Origin of the sequence: Parabacteroides chinchillae (assembly GCF_900108035.1) — a bacterium.
Taxonomy (GTDB): domain Bacteria; phylum Bacteroidota; class Bacteroidia; order Bacteroidales; family Tannerellaceae; genus Parabacteroides; species Parabacteroides chinchillae.
The window spans coordinates 137,609-158,768 of sequence record NZ_FNVS01000002.1; the positions used below are offsets into that span (position 1 = coordinate 137,609).

At 36.7% G+C, this 21,160-nt stretch carries 13 protein-coding genes, 3 tRNA genes and 1 pseudogene; 14 read left to right on the plus strand and 3 right to left on the minus strand.

Annotated elements, in window-relative coordinates:
* Window positions 1-15 precede the first annotated feature (15 nt).
* The 5 genes from C4S38_RS02515 (at window position 16) to C4S38_RS02535 (ending at window position 4,948) form a co-directional block, all read left to right on the plus strand.
* Complete coding sequence (locus tag C4S38_RS02515) at window positions 16-1,830, plus strand: BatD family protein (protein ID WP_103982420.1); 1,815 nt, start codon at window positions 16-18, stop codon at window positions 1,828-1,830.
* Window positions 1,831-1,834: 4 nt separating this feature from the next.
* Complete coding sequence (locus tag C4S38_RS02520) at window positions 1,835-2,608, plus strand: tetratricopeptide repeat protein (RefSeq protein ID WP_103982524.1); 774 nt, start codon at window positions 1,835-1,837, stop codon at window positions 2,606-2,608.
* 3 nt (window positions 2,609-2,611) lie between these two features.
* A complete protein-coding gene (locus C4S38_RS02525; RefSeq protein ID WP_103982421.1) occupies window positions 2,612-3,304 on the plus strand; it encodes a phosphatase PAP2 family protein in 693 nt (230 codons plus the stop codon).
* Window positions 3,305-3,443: 139 nt separating this feature from the next.
* Window positions 3,444-3,719 (plus strand): DNA-binding protein, encoded by a 276-nt coding sequence (locus tag C4S38_RS02530; protein WP_099465680.1) that lies wholly within the window; start codon window positions 3,444-3,446, stop codon window positions 3,717-3,719.
* Window positions 3,720-3,835: 116 nt separating this feature from the next.
* Window positions 3,836-4,948, plus strand: a complete 1,113-nt coding sequence (locus tag C4S38_RS02535) for a universal stress protein (protein ID WP_103982422.1) — start codon at window positions 3,836-3,838, stop codon at window positions 4,946-4,948.
* A gap of 360 nt (window positions 4,949-5,308) precedes the next feature.
* On the opposite strand, the gene C4S38_RS02540 is transcribed toward C4S38_RS02535, so the two are convergent.
* Both C4S38_RS02540 and gyrA read right to left on the minus strand, forming a co-directional pair.
* A complete protein-coding gene (locus tag C4S38_RS02540; protein WP_103982423.1) occupies window positions 5,309-6,526 on the minus strand; it encodes a tetratricopeptide repeat protein in 1,218 nt (405 codons plus the stop codon).
* Window positions 6,527-6,566: 40 nt separating this feature from the next.
* Complete coding sequence (gyrA, locus tag C4S38_RS02545) at window positions 6,567-9,173, minus strand: DNA gyrase subunit A (RefSeq protein ID WP_103982424.1); 2,607 nt, start codon at window positions 9,171-9,173, stop codon at window positions 6,567-6,569.
* 305 nt (window positions 9,174-9,478) lie between these two features.
* On the opposite strand from gyrA, the pseudogene C4S38_RS16310 reads away from it, so the two are divergent.
* The 9 genes and pseudogenes from C4S38_RS16310 to C4S38_RS02585 form a co-directional block, all read left to right on the plus strand.
* A pseudogene (locus C4S38_RS16310) lies at window positions 9,479-9,733 on the plus strand (Clp protease N-terminal domain-containing protein); the annotation flags it as partial.
* Between the two features lie 258 nt (window positions 9,734-9,991).
* Window positions 9,992-11,935 carry an ATP-dependent Clp protease ATP-binding subunit gene (locus C4S38_RS02550; RefSeq protein ID WP_394340838.1) on the plus strand — a complete coding sequence of 648 codons (1,944 nt, stop codon included), beginning with the start codon at window positions 9,992-9,994 and terminating at the stop codon, window positions 11,933-11,935.
* Between the two features lie 232 nt (window positions 11,936-12,167).
* A complete protein-coding gene (gene htpG / locus C4S38_RS02555; RefSeq protein WP_103982426.1) occupies window positions 12,168-14,222 on the plus strand; it encodes a molecular chaperone HtpG in 2,055 nt (684 codons plus the stop codon).
* Window positions 14,223-14,470: 248 nt separating this feature from the next.
* On the plus strand, window positions 14,471-16,789 hold the full coding sequence (locus C4S38_RS02560) for a patatin-like phospholipase family protein (RefSeq protein ID WP_103982427.1): 2,319 nt from the start codon (window positions 14,471-14,473) through the stop codon (window positions 16,787-16,789).
* A 76-nt stretch (window positions 16,790-16,865) separates the two neighbouring features.
* Window positions 16,866-16,942 (plus strand) — tRNA-Arg (locus C4S38_RS02565).
* Between the two features lie 34 nt (window positions 16,943-16,976).
* Window positions 16,977-17,053 (plus strand) — tRNA-Arg (locus C4S38_RS02570).
* Between the two features lie 34 nt (window positions 17,054-17,087).
* Window positions 17,088-17,161, plus strand: a tRNA-Arg gene (locus C4S38_RS02575).
* Between the two features lie 82 nt (window positions 17,162-17,243).
* Window positions 17,244-18,158, plus strand: a complete 915-nt coding sequence (locus C4S38_RS02580) for an ABC transporter substrate-binding protein (RefSeq protein WP_200817934.1) — start codon at window positions 17,244-17,246, stop codon at window positions 18,156-18,158.
* Window positions 18,155-19,510, plus strand: coding sequence for an ATP-binding cassette domain-containing protein (locus C4S38_RS02585; RefSeq protein ID WP_103982428.1), 1,356 nt, complete (start codon window positions 18,155-18,157; stop codon window positions 19,508-19,510). The genes C4S38_RS02580 and C4S38_RS02585 overlap by 4 nt, the downstream gene beginning before the upstream one ends.
* Here C4S38_RS02585 and C4S38_RS02590 read toward each other — a convergent pair.
* A complete protein-coding gene (locus C4S38_RS02590; protein WP_234999272.1) occupies window positions 19,507-21,009 on the minus strand; it encodes a PAS domain-containing sensor histidine kinase in 1,503 nt (500 codons plus the stop codon). The two genes, C4S38_RS02585 and C4S38_RS02590, sit on opposite strands and share 4 nt — an antisense overlap.
* Window positions 21,010-21,160 lie beyond the last annotated feature (151 nt).

The following is a 21,160-nucleotide window of genomic DNA, read 5'->3' on the forward strand; positions in this document are numbered from 1 at the left end:
AAATATATAATCATAATGAGGAAATTAATTTTCTTATTCGTTCTTATATTAACAGCAGGTATTACTGTAAAAGCAACCGATGTGGTTTTCAAGGCTACTGCGCCTGATGCTGTGGTAATGGGAGAACAATTCCGTTTAACTTATACTGTTAATGCTGAATGTAAAGATCTTCGAGTGCAGGAATTGTCTGATTTTGATGTTTTGATGGGACCATCCCAATCTACGTCATATAGCAGTAGTTGGACAAATGGTCAAAGTAAAAGTGAAACATCTATTAGTTATACGTATATACTGATGCCTAAAAAAGAAGGTACATTTAATATTCCTCCGGCATCAATAAAAGTAAAAGGTGCAAATTATACGTCTAATGGATTAGTTATAAAAGTACTTCCTCCTGATAAAGCAAATAACAGTAGCAATGGAAATGAAGGAAGTGGCAACAGTTCCGCTACTGCTATCGGTAAAGACGATTACTTTGTAAGAATGGAAGTGTCTAATCGGAATGTATTTGAACAAGAAGGTTTTTTAGTTACATATAAGTTGTATGCTACTCGTCCTTGTACATTGAATAATATGAAATATCCCGAGTTTGAAGGATTTTTGGTACAAGAGATAGATTTGCCCAATAAACAGTGGACACAAGAACATTATAATGGCCGTAACTATTTCACTGTCATATTTAGACAGACGGTGTTGTTTCCACAGCGTTCGGGAAACATTACAATCGATGGAGGAAAATTTGATGCCGTTATCCGTATAGCTACACAACAAAAAGTCCGTAGTATCTTTGATGATTTCTTTGATTCTTATCAAGATGTAAATAAGATACTCACAACAGCTCCTGTTACTATAAACGTTAAACCGTTGCCATCGGGAAAGCCTGCGTCATTTTCGGGTGCAGTAGGAAACTTTACCATGGCTTCTAGCATAAGTTCTGATAATGTAAAAACAAATGATGCTGTTACTATAAAATTAAAGATTTCGGGAAGTGGAAATATCAAGTTGATAAAAAATCCAGAAGTCGTTTTTCCGAATGATTTTGATGTTTATGATCCGAAAGTTGAAACAGACTTTAAAATTTCGACTGCAGGGGTAAATGGATCGAAAACGATTGAATATATGGCCATTCCGCGTTATGCAGGAGACTTTGAGATACCGGCCATTGCGTTTTCTTATTTTGATGTGAAAAGTGGCTCATATAAAACACTCACTAGTGAACCTTATAAGCTTCATGTTGAAAAGGGCAAAGAGGAAGAAGGTAATGCACCTGTTATGTCTAACTTCAGTAACAAAGAAAGTGTAAAGTATCTTGGCAAAGACATTCGTTATTTGAAGACCAAGGGTGTGACCTTTACATCAACAAATGATATATTCTTTGGTTCGGCTATGTATTTTATGTGCTATTTAGTGCCGGCTATATTATTTGTTGTATTTTTCTTTATTTACCGAAAACAGGTCAAAGAGAATTCTAATATTGCGTTGGTACGTACCAAGAAAGCTAATAAAATGGCAGTAAGGCGTTTGAAGATTGCGGGTAAATTAATGAAGGAAAATAAAAAAGAAGAGTTTTATGACGAAGTCCTTCGTGCTTTATGGGGCTATTTAAGCGATAAACTTAATATACCGCAAGCAAATCTTAGTAAAGACAATGTAGAAGCGGAATTGACAAAATATGGAGTAGAAGAGACTCTGATTAATGAGTTTATGGATATCTTGAATACATGTGAATTTGCTCGTTATGCTCCGTCTCAGGCTTCTGATGCAATGGATAAATTATATGATTTAACGGTAGATGCCATTGGTAAAATGGAGAATACAATTAAAAAGTAAGGAAATGAAGATACATAGATATATGAAGAAGATATTATTTTTCTTATTCTTGGTTCAATGTTTTGCATGGAATATAGTATATGCTCAAGATACGGCTATAAAAGAAGCGGAAGAAGCTTATACAAAAGAAAACTATAACAAAGCTATAGAACTTTACGAAAACATTCTGAAAAGTAATGGCGAATCGGCAGAGATTTTTTATAATTTGGGAAATGCATACTATAAAGCAGGAAAAATTGCACCGGCAATATTGAATTATGAACGTGCATTAGTTCTGGATCCAAGTGATGCCGATGTTCGTTTTAACTTGCAAATGGCAAGACAAAAGTCTATTGATAAAATTGAACCTATAGAGAATTTTTTCCTGACGGATTGGTTTAATGCAATTCAGAATAATGCAGCTGTAGATTCATGGGCTCGTATGGGAATTGTATGTTTTATCCTATTTATAGGCTGTCTTATTCTATTTTTCTTTTCAAGATGGATTCGTTTGAAAAAGGCTGGTTTTTACTTGGGGCTTGTGTTTTTGGTGTTGGTGATTTTTTCCAATATCTTTGCAAAACATCAGAAAGATGAACTTGTTAATCGTACGCATGCTATTGTTTTTGCACCTACAGTTACAGTGAAGAGTTCTCCGGATGCTAGTGGTACGGATTTATTCATACTTCATGAAGGTACTAAAGTATCTGTTAAAAGTACACTTGGCGAATGGAGCGAGATCGTATTGGAAGATGGAAATGTTGGTTGGATGCCAAGTAAAGACATAGAAAAAATCTAGTTAATGATAGAAAAATTGTTGGTTTATGAACGCGATGCGTTCTTTATGCTTAATGGTAGCAATTTTACTTTCCTTGATCAGTTTATGTGGCTTTATTCGGGCAAAGTGGTCTGGTTGCCATTGGCTGTATTTATTCTTTTAGTGATAGTATACAAAAAGAATTGGAAAGAATGGATTCTTATTTTATTGGCTATTGTATTGGTTATAACTTTATGTGACCAATTTGCCTCCCATGTATGCAAGCCTATTTTTACACGTTTCCGTCCGACTCATCATCCGGATTTTATGGATCAGGTGAAAACTGTATTTGGATATCGTGGAGGTAAATATGGGTTTATATCAAGCCATGCGGCGAATGCTTTTGGTTTTGCGACTTTGATGACTTTACTGCTACGATACAGATTATTTACTTGGACCATATTTATATGGGCTACTTTGACTGCTTACTCACGTATATATTTAGGTGTTCATTTTATTACAGATATTATTCCCGGTGCAATAGCTGGTATAATTTTCGGTTATTTGACATATTATATATATGTACACGTACGTTGTAAGCTTGTTGATGGAGCAGGGGAGAAGCTACCTTCATTCATTTATACCACAAAGCAGAAGAATCTGATTGTTTATGCTATATGGGCTACTATTCTTATGATTTTGATATTCAATCAATTATTGATTAATTGTCTTAGGTGACATTTTGTTATAATATGTCGTAAAGCATAAGGGTTATAATGTTATTTCAATGAAATTAATTTGCTTCTGTAATTTTAAATTGCTAAGTTAGTGGCATCAAAATTAACAATAAAGTATTAACCTTCAAAATAAGGAAGCCATGACAAAAACGATCACATTTAACGAATTGCGTAGAATTAAAGACAATTTGCCTGACGGCAGTACTCATCGTATCGCAGATGAATTGGGTATATCAGTCGAAACTGTTCGTAATTATTTTGGCGGACATAATTTTAAAGACGGAAAAAGCTGTGGTATACATATTGAACCAGGTCCGGATGGAGGATTGGTTGTTTTAGATGATACAACAATATTTGAGCGTGCTATACAGATACTTGCTGAAAAAGACGAAGTGTCGATAGCACAGGAAGCGTAAAGATATTTTCAACTTTTATAAAAAATCCCATAGCTGAAATAAAGAGATGCTTTGGGATTTTTTTTTAGACCAACTTTTAGATTATTCCGATTGTTTAATAAATAAAATTAATTGGTATGGAAGACAAATTGGTTACATTAGCTATTCACACGTATGAAAAGGCTCAGATTTTGAAAACTATACTGGAAACAGAAGGTATTGAAGTTTACATTATGAATGTAAATCAGATTCAACCTGTAATTTCTGCGGGTGTACGTGTGAGAATTAAGGAAAGTGACTTACCACATGCTTTACGCATAATTGAAGACCATAAATGGTTAAGTGAAGAAGACGAAGCAGAAACTGAAACGTCTAAAACGAAAAAGGTTTTGATTCCAATAGACTTCTCTGATTATTCGATAAAAGCATGTGAACTTGGTATTAATTATGCACATAAAGTAGGTGCAGAAGTAATGTTGATGCATGCATATTTTAGTCCATATTTCCCGTCTGCAATACCAATGGGTGATACGCTTGCATATCAGGTAAATGAAGAGGAATCTGTTCAGAATGTATTGAAACGCGTACAAGTGGATATGCAAAATATCTGTATGCATATTAATCGGAAGATGAATTCTGGAGAATTGCCAAAAGTAAAATATGATTACGTCTTACGGGAAGGATTACCAGAAGAAGAAATCATTGCATATAGCAAAGATTATCATCCTACTTTGATTGTTATGGGTACTCGAGGCAAGAGCCAGAAAGACATGGATCTGATAGGAAGTGTTACGGGTGAAGTAATAGAAGTAAACAGAGTTCCTGTATTAGCTATTCCTGAAAATGTTCCATTTAATGATTTGGGCGAAGCTAAAAATATAGCATTTGCAACGTCTTTTAATCAACGCGACCTTGTTGCATTCGATGAATTTATGGAGATCATTAAAGGATATGATGTACATATTCATCTTTTTAATATTTCGACGAGTAAAAATGAATGGAATGAAATACGTTTGTCAGGAGTCCGCGAATATTTCAAAAAACATTATCCTGATGCTAATATAAGCCATACTGTTTTAGATGATGGAGATTTGCTGATTGCAGTAGAAAAATTTGTACGTGATAAGCATATCGATGTTATTGCGCTAAGCACTTATCGTAGAAATTTATTAGCTCGTATGTTCAATCCAAGTATTGCAAGGAAAATGTTATTTCATACTGATACGCCGTTGTTGGTAATGCATGCGTAGAAAAAACACGAAAAAAATTATATGTATTTTGAACTATTGATATTGTTCCTTGTTATATAAATGAAAGCGACAAATAACCGTTGTCAATTTCATAATAATTTGTTAGTAGTATTTGTTTTTTCATATAAGTAGAGTTTGTTATTTGTTTGGTCCGTATGTAACTGGGAAGTTGTATACGGGCTTTTTTTGTTTTTGCATGAAATCAGGAGTTAATATGATATTCAAAGGTTTTGGATTATAATTACGATTATGTTTAATAAGTATCTTGGAAGATAAAATTGGGAACTAAACAAAACTAATACAAAAAATAAAGGGACTGCCCTTACTAAAGACTGTCCCTTTATTTTTTGATCATTATAATTATTGATTCATTTCAGCTTCTATGGCATCAAATTCTTTACCCATGTTTAGGTTATAATAGATGCCTCTTAATGCTGTCATATATTCTTTATCTTCTGGTTTCAATTGATGAGCTTTTTCATAATATGGAAGTGCTTTCTTGAATAAATCTTTAGCTTTAGCTAATTCTTCCTGATATTGTTTGCTATCATTGATCATGTTGGCTTCACCCTGTTTGTTTACACCTTGATTATAAAATATACGACCTAAGTTGCTAAGAGCATCTGTATAGTCCGGATTAAATTCTAATGCTTTACGGAAGAATTTTTCTGCATTGTCATAATCTTTCAAACCTGTTTCGTAAACTCTACCCATTACATTATAAAGTTCGGGATTATTGGGATCTTTAGCGATTGCAGTATTTAAGTATTCAATAGCCTTTTCATTTCTATCAGAGTAGATATAATTATTGATTAAGCTCATCAAATAATACTTTTCATCCGGGAACTTGATTCTACCTTCTTCTAATATTTTTTCCAGATTAACAGTATCTTTGGCTTGTTCATACTCATAACACAAATACTGATATACGTCATTCGCTCTATAGTCTGTGTTTTTTGCACGTTCCAATGCTGCAATAGCTTTCTGAGAATCGCCAAGTTGTGTAGCTGCAACAGCTGCATAAAATTGAACGGTCATGTAATTTGAATCTTTTTCGGCAACTTGTTCGCCTTTAAACATTGGCAGATCTGAGATTTCAAGATATTGCTGGAAGAAATCATAAGCTTTTGGATAATCTTTCTGATCGAAATAATAAGCTCCACCATTTATATAATACAAGTGGTTAGCTCCCAAAATGCCTTTAATATCTTTTGTGAATTTAGGTTTTACTTTACCTTTTTTGTTGGGTAACTGATCCAATTCGTAAGCTTTCTTGAAATATGGTAATACATTACCTAACGCTTCATACATAACAGGTTCGTTTGGTTGTTGACCTAACACTTGTTTTGTTCTTTCGTTACTGAACTGTTGGTCTTCAATAAAACCGGCAACATACCAAGTCTTAGGATCATCCTTAGACTCCGGATTTTCCAGAGCTCCTTTTATGAGAGTTCTTGCTTCAGTAAAATCCGGTTTATCTCCCTTTGCAATACTTTGAGCCTCGTTTACGGCTTTTTTCTGCGCGAATGAGGCAGATGCTGCAATACATAGTGCAGCTGTTAATAATACTCGTTTCATTGCGATGTTAATTTGAGATTAATATTTCTATTTGTTTAAATTATTCTTCTGTTGTATTTTCAGGATCATTATTTTCGTTATTGATTTCATTATCAACATCTTCAAGACTTGTGCCCGAATATACAACATTTTCATTTACGGTTCTCTCACTCAAAGCTTCCAGTTCTGCTTTTTCTTCTGCTATTTTTTCTTCAGATTCAGACATCACTTTACAAACAGAAGCTATTTCATCATTTCGTTTATCAAGGTTAATCAAACGAACACCTTGAGTTGCACGACCTATTACATTCAAATCTGATACTTTTACACGAATAGCGACACCTGATTTATTTATAATCATTAAGTCGTTTTCTTCAGTTACATTCTTTATAGCAACCAGTTTACCAGTCTTGTCAGTAATATTGATTGTTTTCACACCTTTACCACCACGATTTGTTATACGGTAATCTTCAATGTTAGAACGTTTTCCGTAACCTTGTTCAGATACAACCAGTATCGTATCGGTTTCTTTATTCTTTACGCAAACCATTCCTACAACTTCGTCAATACCGTCTTCGTCGAGAGTCATACCTTTTACTCCGGTAGCTGTACGTCCCATTACACGAACTGCATTTTCATGGAAACGGATGGCACGGCCATTACGATTTGCTATTAATACCTCATTATTTCCATTTGTCATACAAACCTGGATTAATCCATCATCTTCACGTAATGTAATGGCATTTACTCCATTTTGGCGAGGACGGGAATATGCTTCCAATAAGGTCTTTTTAATTATACCTCTTTTGGTACAGAACAACAAATAGTGGGAATTGATGAACTCTGTATCAGTTGTTAACTTTTTAACACGGATAAAGGCATTTACCTTATCGCCCGATTCTATATTTAAGATGTTTTGAATAGCACGGCCTTTAGAGTTCTTAGCTCCTTCCGGTATTTCATAAACTTTCAACCAATAACATCGGCCTTTTGCTGTAAAGATTAGCAACGTTGCATGCATTGATGCAGGATATATATACTCAACAAAATCTTCATCACGTGTTTCGGAACCTTTAGCCCCTACTCCTCCACGACCTTGTGCCCGGAATTCGCTAAGCGGTGTACGCTTAATATAGCCCATGTGTGAAATTGTAATGATCATTTCATCATCAGCATAAAAATCTTCCGGATTCAGTTCTTCAGAAGCATATATAATATCGGTTTTGCGCTCGTCTCCAAATTTGTCTTTGATTTCCTGTAATTCATCTTTGATAACCTTCATACAAAGATCATCATTTTCCAGAATTTCTTTCAAATATGCGATTAACTTTTCAATTTCTTCATATTCTGCACGCAGCTTATCTTGCTCAAGTCCTGTTAATTGGCGAAGACGCATTTCAACAATCGCACGGGATTGAACATCCGATAATGAGAATCTTTCCATTAATCGCTCAATGGCTTCCACCGGACTTTTAGAAGACTTGATGATAGCGATAACTTCGTCGATGTTATCGGAAGCAATGATTAAGCCTTCTAAAATATGAGCTCTTTCTTCTGCTTTTTGTAATTCAAACTTAGTACGGCGAATTACTACCTCATGACGATGTTCAACAAAAGCTTTGATAAGGTCTTTTAAGTTCAGCAGTCTTGGACGGCCATTAACCAGGGCAATATTGTTTACACTGAAAGAGGATTGTAAAGCAGTTAGCTTGTATAATTTGTTCAATACAACATTTGCATTGGCATCACGTTTTACATCCACAACGATGCGCATACCGCTACGGTCCGATTCATCATTAACGTTAGAGATGCCTTCTATACGCTTTTCGTTTACCAGATCAGCAATATAGCGAATCAGCTCTGCTTTATTAACCAGATAAGGAATTTCGGAAATAATAATCTTTTCATGATTGCCGTCTTGTTCTATTTCAGCTTTACCGCGTAATACAATACGTCCCCTACCCGTTTCAAAAGCTTCTTTCACGCCGGCATATCCATAAATGGTTGCTCCGGTTGGAAAATCAGGGGCTTTGATATATTGCATCAGGTCTTCTACTTCAATCTCTCCACGGGCATCAATATATGCCATACAACCATTCAATACTTCATTTAGGTTATGAGTAGGCATATTGGTTGCCATACCAACAGCAATACCGGAAGCACCATTTACCAATAAATTAGGTATACGTGTAGGAAGAACAGTAGGTTCTTTTAAAGTATCATCAAAGTTTAATTGAAAGTCTACAGTATCCTTATCTATATCGCGAAGCATTTCTTCGGCAAGTTTACTCAAACGAGCTTCTGTATAACGCATTGCAGCAGGGCTATCGCCGTCAACGGATCCAAAGTTTCCCTGCCCGTCTACTAACGGATAACGCATAGACCAGGTTTGTGCCATACGAACCATCGCAAGGTACACGGACGAGTCTCCATGTGGATGGTACTTACCTAAAACTTCACCAACAATTCTCGCAGATTTTTTATAAGGTTTGTCGGATGTATTTCCCAGTTCATTCATTCCAAACAAGATGCGGCGGTGAACCGGCTTAAAACCATCCCTAACATCAGGAAGAGCACGAGAAACGATAACAGACATTGAATAATCAATGTATGCAGATTTCATTTCTTCCTCAATGTTAATCTTAATAATTCTGTCTTGATCAACCATTTAGTTTTATATTAATTACACTCAATATTTCACCTCTGAAAAATTGCACTAAAGTAATGCTTTTCCGCTTATCACGAAAGCTTTTATCACGAAATTTTAGTTATAAAGCCTTTTCTCTTCCCATTTGTGAATAATGGCACGAAATTTGATGAATAGTTAGAAGAGATTATTAACTTTGCACATAGACTAGTACATTAATATATAGTATGAAAAATAATTATTCAAAAAGATTAATTGATGTGATTGAGTATAGCCGTGAAGAAGCTGCGAGGCTTCAAAACAGCTATATCGGACCGGAACACTTGATGCTTGGCATCATTCGCGATGGCGATGGGAAAGCCATGCAGGTATTGCGTGAGTTGAACGCCGATACTTTAGATATAAAGAAAAAGATAGAACAGGAAATAAAGAATACATTTGATTCGGAGGATTCAGTACATGAAATAGCAATCAGCAAAACGACAGAGCGTGTTTTACGTATGAGTATGTTGGAATCCCGTATGTTCAAAAGTGAAGAGACAGATACAGAGCATCTTCTTCTGGCTATACTGAAAGAAGAATTTAATGTTGCAGCTAAAGTCCTGAATGAAGCTGGTGTCGACTACCGTGCCGTTTACAATAATTTGGTAAGCGGAACAGGATTAACCCGTATAAAAGAGGATGATTTTGACGAGATAAGCGATGGATTTACAGATGACGAAGAGGATGATGAAGAGGAAAGTTTTTCTGCACGTAAAGAATCACCTCGTGCACAACAAGGAGGAGCATCGCCAAAGTCATCTAATGATACGCCTGTCTTAGATAACTTTGGTACGGATATGACACGTGCTGCTGCCGAGAATCGTTTAGATCCGATAGTTGGACGCGAAAAGGAAATAGAGCGTCTTGCACAGATTTTAAGCCGTAGGAAGAAAAACAATCCTGTTCTTATTGGAGAACCGGGGGTTGGTAAATCTGCAATTGTAGAAGGACTTGCATTACGTATTATTCAACGCAAAGTCTCCCGTGTTTTGTTTGATAAGCGCGTAATCAGTCTTGATATGGCATCTATTGTGGCAGGAACAAAATATCGCGGACAGTTTGAGGAGCGTATCAAAGCTATTCTGAATGAGCTTGCAAAGAATCCGAATATAATTCTGTTTATTGATGAAATCCATACTATCGTTGGAGCAGGTTCTGCGTCCGGATCCATGGATGCAGCCAATATGTTGAAACCTGCTTTGGCACGTGGTGAAATACAATGCATTGGTGCCACAACTTTGGATGAATACCGGAAAAATATAGAGAAAGACGGTGCTTTGGAGCGTCGTTTCCAGAAAGTTATTGTTGATCCGACCACAGCCGAGGAAACTCTTCAGATATTGAATAATATCAAACCCCGTTATGAAGAACATCATAATGTTATCTATACACCGGAAGCATTGGAAGCATGTGTGAAGCTGACAGAAAGATATATCAGCGACCGAAATTTTCCGGATAAAGCTATAGATGCGTTGGACGAAGCAGGTTCACGCGTGCATATCTCCAATATTGTAGTTCCAAAGAACATTGAAGAACTCGAAGCTAAGATTGAAGATACAAAGAACGAAAAACTGGCAGCCGTAAAATCTCAGAATTTTGAATTGGCAGCTAGTTTCCGGGATAAAGAGCGCCAGTTTCTGTTGCAACTGGAAGCAGAAAAGGCTAAATGGGAAAAAGAACTGCAGGAACATCGTGAAATAGTTGATGAAGACAAAGTTGCAGAAGTTATTGCCATGATGTCCGGTGTTCCGGTTCAACGCATTGCAAAAGCGGAAAACCTGAAATTGCTTGAAATGTCAGGCGTTTTAAAGAATAAAGTAATCGGACAGGATGATGCGGTACAGAAAATTGTGAAAGCAATTCAACGCAACCGTGTTGGTTTGAAAGACCCGAATAAGCCTATTGGCACCTTCATGTTCTTAGGGCCTACCGGCGTAGGTAAAACATATTTAGCTAAGAAATTGGCCGAATATCTGTTTGACTCATCAGATGCTTTAATACGTATAGACATGAGCGAATATCTCGAGAAGTTTGCTGTGTCCCGTCTTGTAGGAGCGCCTCCGGGATACGTGGGCTATGAAGAAGGTGGCCAGCTAACAGAAAAGGTGCGTCGTAAACCTTACTCTGTCGTTCTTTTGGATGAAATAGAAAAGGCTCACCCGGATGTGTTCAACCTATTGTTGCAAGTGTTGGACGAAGGACGTTTGACAGATAGTTTGGGACGTAGAATTGACTTTAAGAATACAATTCTTATTATGACTTCAAACATCGGTACTCGTCAGTTGAAAGATTTTGGCCGGGGGGTAGGTTTTAATACATCGCTTGCAGGAGAGACAGATAAGGATTTCTCTCGCGGTGTTATCCAGAAAGCGTTGAATAAAGCCTTCGCTCCCGAATTTCTGAACCGTGTAGATGATATTATCATGTTTGACCAGCTTGACAAAGAAGCGATCCATAAGATAATAGATCTTGAACTGGAAGGTCTGTATAAGCGGGTGGCTAATCTGGGATATAAGTTATCTATTACAGATGCGGCTAAAGATTTTATCGCAACCAAGGGATATGATGTACAGTTTGGTGCCCGTCCGTTAAAACGTGCTATCCAAAAATATCTGGAAGACGAAATGGCCGAAATAATTATACGTGCATCTGTCGAAGATGGCGATACGATTACAGTAGACTTTAATTCCGAAGAACAGAAAATAACAACCGATATTAAAAAGAAAGAGGCTGCGGAATAGCCCCGTTTCCTCTCTACTCAATTTTGATTCCTTCCGAGAGAAATCCTTATTTCTTTCGGAAGGAATTTCTTTTTTTAGGGGATGATATTTCGGAAATTACTGGAGGAAGACACACCGCCTGCAATAATGTCACCCTCATTTTACGTTATGTCAGTCATCCGGTTTTTGGCATTTATTTTGTATAAATAAGGGTAAATGATAAAAGTAATCAATAAATAAAAGACATAAGATTATGAGCAAACAAGGAAACATTGGTGTTACCAGCGAAAACATCTTCCCTATTATCAAGAAATTTTTGTATAGTGATCACGAAATCTTTTTACGTGAATTAGTGTCAAATGCTGTAGATGCTACCCAGAAACTAAAAACGCTCTCATCCGTAGGCGAATTTAAAGGTGATCTGGGTGATCTTACTGTTCACGTAAAATATGACGACAATACGATCACGATCTCCGACCGTGGTATCGGTATGACAGCCGAAGAAATAGATAAGTATATCAACCAAATCGCATTTTCCGGAGCCGAAGAATTTGTAGAAAAATACAAAAATGATGCGGCTTCCATTATTGGTCATTTCGGACTCGGTTTCTACTCTTCTTTCATGGTTTCAAAGAAAGTGGAAATTGTTACCAAATCATATAAAGAAGGTGCTGTTGCAATGAAGTGGAGTTGCGACGGTACGCCCGAATATACGATGGAAGAAACCGAAAAAGCAGACCGGGGTACTGATATTATACTATATATTGATGACGACAATAAAGACTTCCTTAATAAGGATAAGATTAACGGGCTGTTAACCAAATATTGCCGCTTCTTGCCTGTACCCATTGCTTTTGGGAAAAAACAGGAATGGAAAGACGGTAAATACGTAGATACGGATGAAGACAATATTGTAAACGATACCAAACCGGCATGGGTACGTAAACCCGCTGATATGACAGACGAGGATTATAAGAAGTTTTATCGTGACCTCTATCCAATGAGCGAAGAACCCTTGTTTTGGATTCATTTGAATGTAGATTATCCATTCAACCTGACTGGTATTCTGTACTTCCCGCGTATCAAGAGCAATATAGATTTGCATCGCAATAAGATACAGCTATATTGTAATCAGGTATTTGTAACGGACTCTGTAGAAGGTATTGTTCCGGAATTCCTGACTCTGCTTCACGGCGTATTGGATTCTCCGGATATTCCGCTAAATGTTTCCCGCTCTTATCTGCAAAGTGATCAGAATGTGAAAAAGATATCTAATCATATCACTAAAAAAGTTGCAGACCGCCTGGAAGAAATATTTAAGTCGGAACGTCCTCAATTTGAAGAAAAATGGGATAGCCTGAAGTTGTTCATCCAATACGGTATGCTGACAGACGAAAAATTTTATGATCGCGCAGCCAAGTTTGCCTTATTGAAAGACGTAGATGATGTCTATTATACATTTGAAGAATACAAGGCATTGGTTAAAGACAGCCAGACCGACAAAGACGGTAATTTGATTTATCTTTATACGACTAAAAAAGATGAACAATATAGTTACATCCAAGCTGCAAAAGATAAAGGTTATAGTGTCTTGCTTATGGACGGCCAATTGGACGTACACGTTATTGGCCAACTGGAACAGAAGTTTGAGAAGACACGCTTTGTCCGCGTAGACAGTGATACTATTGATAATTTGATTCGCAAGGAAGATTCCGGAAAAGTTACATTGGATGAAGATCAAAAAAATGCTTTACAAGAAGTCTTCAAAAGCCAGATGCCTAAAATTGAAAAGACAGAATTCTATGTTACATTTGAAGCACTGGGCGAAAATGCTAATCCGGTTATGCTGACACAGGGTGAATATATGCGCCGTATGCGCGAAATGTCGTCTATGCAACCGGGTATGTCATTTTATGGTGAAATGCCGGATAGCTACAATTTGGTATTAAACACAGATCATTCACTGATCAAACAAGTTTTGACGGATGAAGAAAATGCATGCGGTGAAACATTAAAACCGATCCTTGCCGATTTGAAAGGTTGGCAGACTCGGCAGGCAGACCTTCGTGAAGCTCAGAGTAAGAAAAAAGAAGAAGAAATATCTTCCCAGGAAAAAGAAGATATGACAAATACAAGCCATAAAATTGCAGAACTTCACGAAAAAGCCAATACTATTTTAAGTGAATATGCTAATTCCAATAATATGGTTAGCCAGTTGATTGATCTTGCTTTACTGGGTAATGGCATGTTGAAGGGTGAGGCTTTGAGCCGTTTTATTAAAAGAAGTGTTCAAATGATTGGTCAATAGTTATATATTAAAGAATCTTCTATTGCAGGCGCTTCATTATAAAAATGAAGCGCCTGTTTCGTTTTAATATCATCCCGATCATTTCACGAAATCATCCCGATGATTTATAAAAAACATCCTGATGATTTGAAAAGGTAGGTTTATTCAATAAGAAGTCCCGCTTTGAAAACAAAAATATGCAAACCTCTGTTTGTATTACATAAAATAACCTGTACATTTGAATCCATAAACAGAGTTGAAGCATAAATATGAAGCAAATTACAATCCTCATAGCCTTTTTTTTTACACTTATACACCCATTATCGGCTCAGAAAGTAGGTTTGGTACTTAGTGGCGGTGGAGCTAAGGGAGCCGCACATTTGGGAGTAATAAAAGCATTAGAAGAAAACGGGATACCTATAGATTATATAACCGGAACATCGGCCGGCGCAATTGTGGGAAGTCTTTACGCTATGGGATATACGCCCGAAGAAATGTTAGAGTTGATGTTATCTAAGGAATTTAGCTATTGGCAAAGCGGAACCGTGGAAGAAAAATATATCTATTACTTTAAAGAACCCTATCCTACTCCCGAGTTTGCTCATTTTTCAATAGATATGTCCGATTCTCTACAGATTAAAGCCAGTTTTTTGCCGCAAAGCCTGATCAATCCAATCCAGATGAATCAGGCCTTTATGGCATTGTTTTCGCAAGCAACGGCAAAAGCCGGATGGAATTTCGATAATTTGTTTGTTCCTTTCCGGTGTGTGGCATCCGATATTTATACTAAAAAAGCTATTGTATTTAAAAATGGAGATTTAGGGGATGCTGTTCGTGCTTCAATGACATTTCCCTTCTTCTTTCAGCCTATCTGGAAAGATAGTGTACCGCTTTTTGACGGAGGTATTTATGATAATTTCCCCGTTAATCCTATGAAAGATGCTTTTCATCCTGATTTTATATTTGGCTCTGTTGTGGCGGGGGGAAATAATAAGCCGTCCAGCAATGCTTATAGTCAATTGGAAACGATGATTATGCAAAAAACAGATTATGATGTGCCGGAAGATGAAGGTATGATGATTAAGTTTAATTTTCCCAATGTCTCATTACTAGATTTCCAAAAGTCAAAAGAATTGATGGATATTGGATATAAACGGACTATGTCTATAATTGATTCCATCAAACAACGTGTACCGAGAAGAGTCTCTCTGGATAGTCTGAATATGCGTAGAAAGGTATATAAAGAGAATCTTCCTCCCCTGATCTTCCAGAACATCTATGTTACAGGTGTTTCGGAATCTCAGCGTAAATATATAGAATCACAGTTGCATAGAGACATTAATCGTGAATTTTCGATGGAAGAATTCAAGCGCGCATACTTTAAGATGCTCACTTATTCAAAGATAAAAGAGATTATGCCTCATGCGGTATACAACAGGAAAGAAAAGAAATTTGACTTGTATCTGGATGTGAAGATGAAAGAAGAAGTCTCTGTCGGTTTTGGCGGAAATGTATCGTCTCATCAGGCCAATCAGTTATATTTAGGACTTGGGTATCAATATTTGGGGCGTTTTGCCGCAGATGTGAATACAAACTTCCAGGTAGGTAATTCTTTTAGCGGAGTAATGTTGAACGGACGTGTCTATCTTCAGTCACGTATTCCATCCTATGTAAACTGGCAAGGTGTATATTCGGAAAGAAGGTTTTCGGAAAGCCAGTCTTTGTTTTATGAAGATGTTGTTCCTTCGTTCATAAAACAAAAAGAGTTATATATGAAACTTAAACTGGGCTTTGCCTTTTTAACGAAAGCTAAAGCTGAAATAGGTTTTGCTTACGGACAATTGAACGATTATTATCTGCAAACATCGAAAGTGGCTTTTCCTGACGCATCATTTGATCGTAGCAGGTATGATTTATTCAGTGGTTCTTTAAGCATTGAACAAAATTCATTGGATTCGAAACAGTTCCCCATTAGCGGACGTCAGCAGTTTGTCATTGCCCAATATGTTACAGGGATAGAGAAATATCAACCGTCTGCGAATAAGTCATTAAAAGAGCCTTTCGAGCAGACAACTCATAGTTGGTTGCAAATGAAAGGCCGTTGGTTATGGTATCAACATTTAAATAATCTCTTTAATATGGGATATTTGGCAGAAATGGTAATTTCCAGTAAAAACCTGATGAATAATTACACATCTTCTGTTTTGCAAGCTCCGGCATTCACTCCTACTCCTCACAGTAAAATTGTGTTTAATGAAGCATTCCGGGCAAATCAGTATGTTGCAGTGGGAGTTTCTCCTATTCTTAAGTTCAGCAAGTTGCTGCATTTAAGATTAGATATGTATGGATTTGCTCCTTTGTATGAAATCAAGAAAAGAGTGATTCCCATAAATGATACATATATAGGTGTACCTTATTATGGTAAATTTCTTCATTCGTTTGATTATATGGGCGAAGCAGCTCTGGTATTACAATTACCATTCCTTTCTATCAGCTTGTATGCTAATGGATATAGCTATCCAAGTAAGAATTTCAATGTTGGGTTAAACATTGGTTACTTAATATTTAACCCTAAAATGTTAGACTAGGAAGACAAAAAACAGGATGAAATATTTGTATATATAAAAGAAAAGTCTACCTTTGCACTCGCAATCAAGAAATAATGGCCGCGTAGCTCAACTGAATAGAGTAGCTGACTACGGATCAGCCGGTTACAGGTTTGAATCCTGTCGCGGTCACCATTTCAAGATCAAGTTTAAACATAAATAGAAGATTGGCCGCGTAGCTCAACTGAATAGAGTAGCTGACTACGGATCAGCCGGTTACAGGTTTGAATCCTGTCGCGGTCACCATCTCGAATCAAGTTTAAACATAAATATAAAGATTGGCCGCGTAGCTCAACTGAATAGAGTAGCTGACTACGGATCAGCCGGTTACAGGTTTGAATCCTGTCGCGGTCACAGAAAAGTTCCAGAGATTGATATTCTCTTGGAACTTTTTCTTTTTCTACTATTTATTACCTTTGCCGTAAACTTTTCGTTTATGAAGTATCTCTGTCTGTTTATAGTTTTACTATACATTGCCGGGTGTAAAAAAACAGAAAAAGGAAAGGAACAGGATGTTATACGTGTTTCTGTTTTGAAAGGGCCTTCTGCAATTGCTTTTGCCCAATGTTTAGAATTTCCACCCGTAGTTAATGGAAAGGCAGTGTCTATTACTATTGCTGATTCTCCTGATATTATACAGGCATCTTTGATTAAGGGAGAAGCAGATATTGCGGTACTTCCTATGATAAGTGCTGCTAATTTATATAATAAAGGAATTCGTTATCCTTTACTAGGCTGTCCTTTATGGGGCACACTTTATTTAATAGGTAAAAATTTTCCTTCTTCTAAGAATGAATTGTACTTGTTTGGTACAGGTACAACTCCTGACATTTTGACTCGTTATTATTTAGATCGTAAAAGGTTGACATATTCCATGAATTATTCATTCAGTACGGCGCCGGAAGTATTGCAGGCTCTACTGGCCGGCAAAGCTGAAATGGTTGTTTTGAGTGAGCCTTTTGTCAGTATGGCTTTGCGAAAAGATACAACATTACGTATCATCGGAGATTTGAATAATCCTGAAGGTTTATCTCCGGAATTCCCTCAAACTGCAATAGTCTGCAATATTTTACTTTCAGAAGATGCTTCACAGTTAGACAGTATATTACGAGCTTCATGCCAATTTGCTGTGGAACACCCTGTAGAGGCAATCAGAATATTGGAAGAAAGACATGTGTTTGCTCCCGGAATGCTTACTCCGGAATGCATAGAACGTTGTAAAATTTATTACCAAACAGCAAAAGAAGCACAACAGAGTATCGATTCTTTTCTTCGCTTAATAGAGCAATATGAACCCAAAGCTTTAGGTGGTAGATTGCCGGATAGCAGTTTTATATCAAAAAGAGAATGAAAAAAAAGATAACTATATTATTTTCTATATTTCTATTGTTGATCGGATGGGAAGTCTTTGCCTATATATTGGACCAACCGGAGCTTATCCCTACCCTTCCGCGGTTAATACATACATTGACTGAGTTATTATCTGCAGAAACATTTTATTTTTCTATAGGAGCTACAATTGCCCGGGGAATAATCGGTATGGTATTATCGTTGGCTGTAGCTTCGGTATGCGCTAGCTTGTTTGCCCGATATGAGTTATTATATGAGCTATTCCGCCCATTACTGATCATTATGCAATCGGTACCTGTTATCTCTTTTATTTTACTTGCACTTATCTTTTTAAATCCGGAGAGTATTCCGCTAATGATCGCTTTTCTAACTATGTTTCCTTTACTCACAGAAAATCTGACGAAAGGAATACGTAATTTGCAATCGGGATTTTCTGTGATGGCTTCATTATTTCATATAGGGAGATATAATACTTTGGTACAAGTGATCTATCCGCAGTTGAAACCATTTCTTTATAGCGGGCTGGCTTCTGCTGTTGGTTTCGGGTGGCGGGCTATTATTATGGGGGAAGTACTTTCTCAATGCACATTCGGTATTGGTAGTGAAATGAAACGTGCACAAAGTTTTATTGCTGTTCCCGAGTTAATGGCGTGGACAATTGTTGCTATTCTTGTCAGTTTTCTTTTTGACAAAGGAATCAATTGGCTTTCTGTCAGAAAAATAAATATTCGCTTCTCTTCATCTGTAAAAAGGGAAGAATATAATCTTTCCCCTATCTTGGTATCTGAAGTAGGATATAAATATGGTTTTTACTCTTTTTCTTATACATTTGAACCGGGAAAGATTTATGGTATATCCGCGCCGTCAGGAGCAGGAAAAACAACATTGCTGAATTTGGTAAACGGAACATTAATACCGGTTCGTGGTAAAATAACAGCGAATCTTAATTATGGTATAGCATCTGTCTTTCAGGAACCGGAACTTTTACCGTGGCTTACTGTTTCAGAAAATATTGCTTTGCCTCTTGCCCGTTTGATACCTCAAAGTCAAGTACTGCAACAAATAAAAGAAATTCTGAAAGAAATGCAATTAAATGATGTAATAGCTTCAGTCTATCCAGGATCACTTAGTTACGGTCAGCAACAACGGGTTGCCATAGCCAGGGCATTGCTGTATCGATCTCCTTTAATTCTTATGGATGAACCTTTTAAAGGGTTAGATGAAGCCGTACGTAACAGTATTATTGAATATATAAAGTCCAGACAGAGAAAGAGTGGGCAAATCATTATATTTACATCACATAATGTTGATGAATTAAGACGTCTGGCTGATCAAATCATCTGCTTGAACTAATTGCTCTTAATCGGATGGCAAGGTATTGTAAACCAAAATGTTGAACCTTTTCCTTCTTCAGATTCAACCCCTATTTCTCCATTTAATATGTGAATTATGGTTTTACAGATAGAAAGTCCTAATCCTGTACCTTGTTTGAAATTATTTAATTTCACAAAACGTTCAAATATGGTATTCCGTTTTTCTTCAGGTATTCCTATGCCTGTATCTGTTACGTACACATAAATACCTTTTTCAATTACTTTATAACCAAAACGGATAGATCCTTCCGTTGTAAACTTGATTGCATTGGAGAGGAAATTACTTAATACCTGCGTTAATCGTGTCTTTTCTGAAATAATGCTGTAATTGGAATCCGTATTTTCGAATATGACTTTTACACCAGGCTCGACACGCATCTTGAAAGTGTATTCTTGTGTAGCAAATAATTCATTTAAAGAGAAAGATGAATAAATAAATTCCAATTTTCCTGATTCAATCTTAGAAATATCCAATATGTCCCCTATCAACTGTAACAGAAACTCATTGCTTGATTCTATAATTTTCAGATACTCTTGCTTTTCTTGAGGATTTTCTGTCTGAGCCATTAATGTGGAAAAACCAACAATGGCATTCAGGGGTGTACGTATCTCATGACTCATGTTGGCAATGAAGGCAGATTTCATACGATCGCTCTCTTCTGCTAACTGTTTAGCTCTCATGTCTTCTTCATGACGTTTGTCTGCTGTGATGTCCCGAAGTATGCCAATTGATTTATAAGGGCGTTTATCTTGGTCGTATTCATAAACTTCTCCTACTTTTTCATACCATACATATTCATCTTCCGTAAAGAAATTGCATCGGAAACTAAAACGAAGCGTATCTTGTTTTCCTGAAATAAAATCGACTGTTTGATCATGATACATCTGTTGGTCGTCAGGGTGAATTTTATCAGTAAAACTTTCATGGGTAATAGAAATCTGCTTGATTTGCCCGTTGTCCACTATTGAAATCTCTGCCGTGTTATTAATCATATCCCATACCCACGGATATATTCGCCCAGCCTGACAAGACATAGCCAGCCGTTTATTATATCGATGCAATTCGTCCTCGGTTTGACTTTGTTTTGTAATATCCCACGATATTCCCAATAGATAAGGAGGTTTTCCTTCTCGTGGAACAAGTGTTTTGATAGTATCTATGGAGCGTAAGAGCCCTTGGGGATCGATTATTTGTTCTACGAAATGCTGCATTCTCCCTGTACTTACAATTTCCATGTCTTTATCACGAAATGCTTGTGCGGTTACAGGATCAATAAATAAATCAAAATCTGTTTTACCTTCGACTTCATCATGATAGCGTCCGTACAGCATATTCATCATAGGACTGGAATATACGTAACGGAAATTATCTCCTGTGTCTTTCACAAACAAGTACATGGGAACAGTATTGACTATGTTAGACAATAAGCTGGAGAGGTCTTTGTAAGACTGTTTTAAAGAGTTATTTATTTTATTCACACTTCTGATGATATTTGTTGTTTATCAAGGTATATCGATTGGCAAATCTAATAAATGAACGTGAAAGGAACAAATATTCAGGTTAAGAACTAATCCGGCAAAACAGAATTAAAATGCAATTGTTATCTTTGTAGTACGAATCATAAATAAA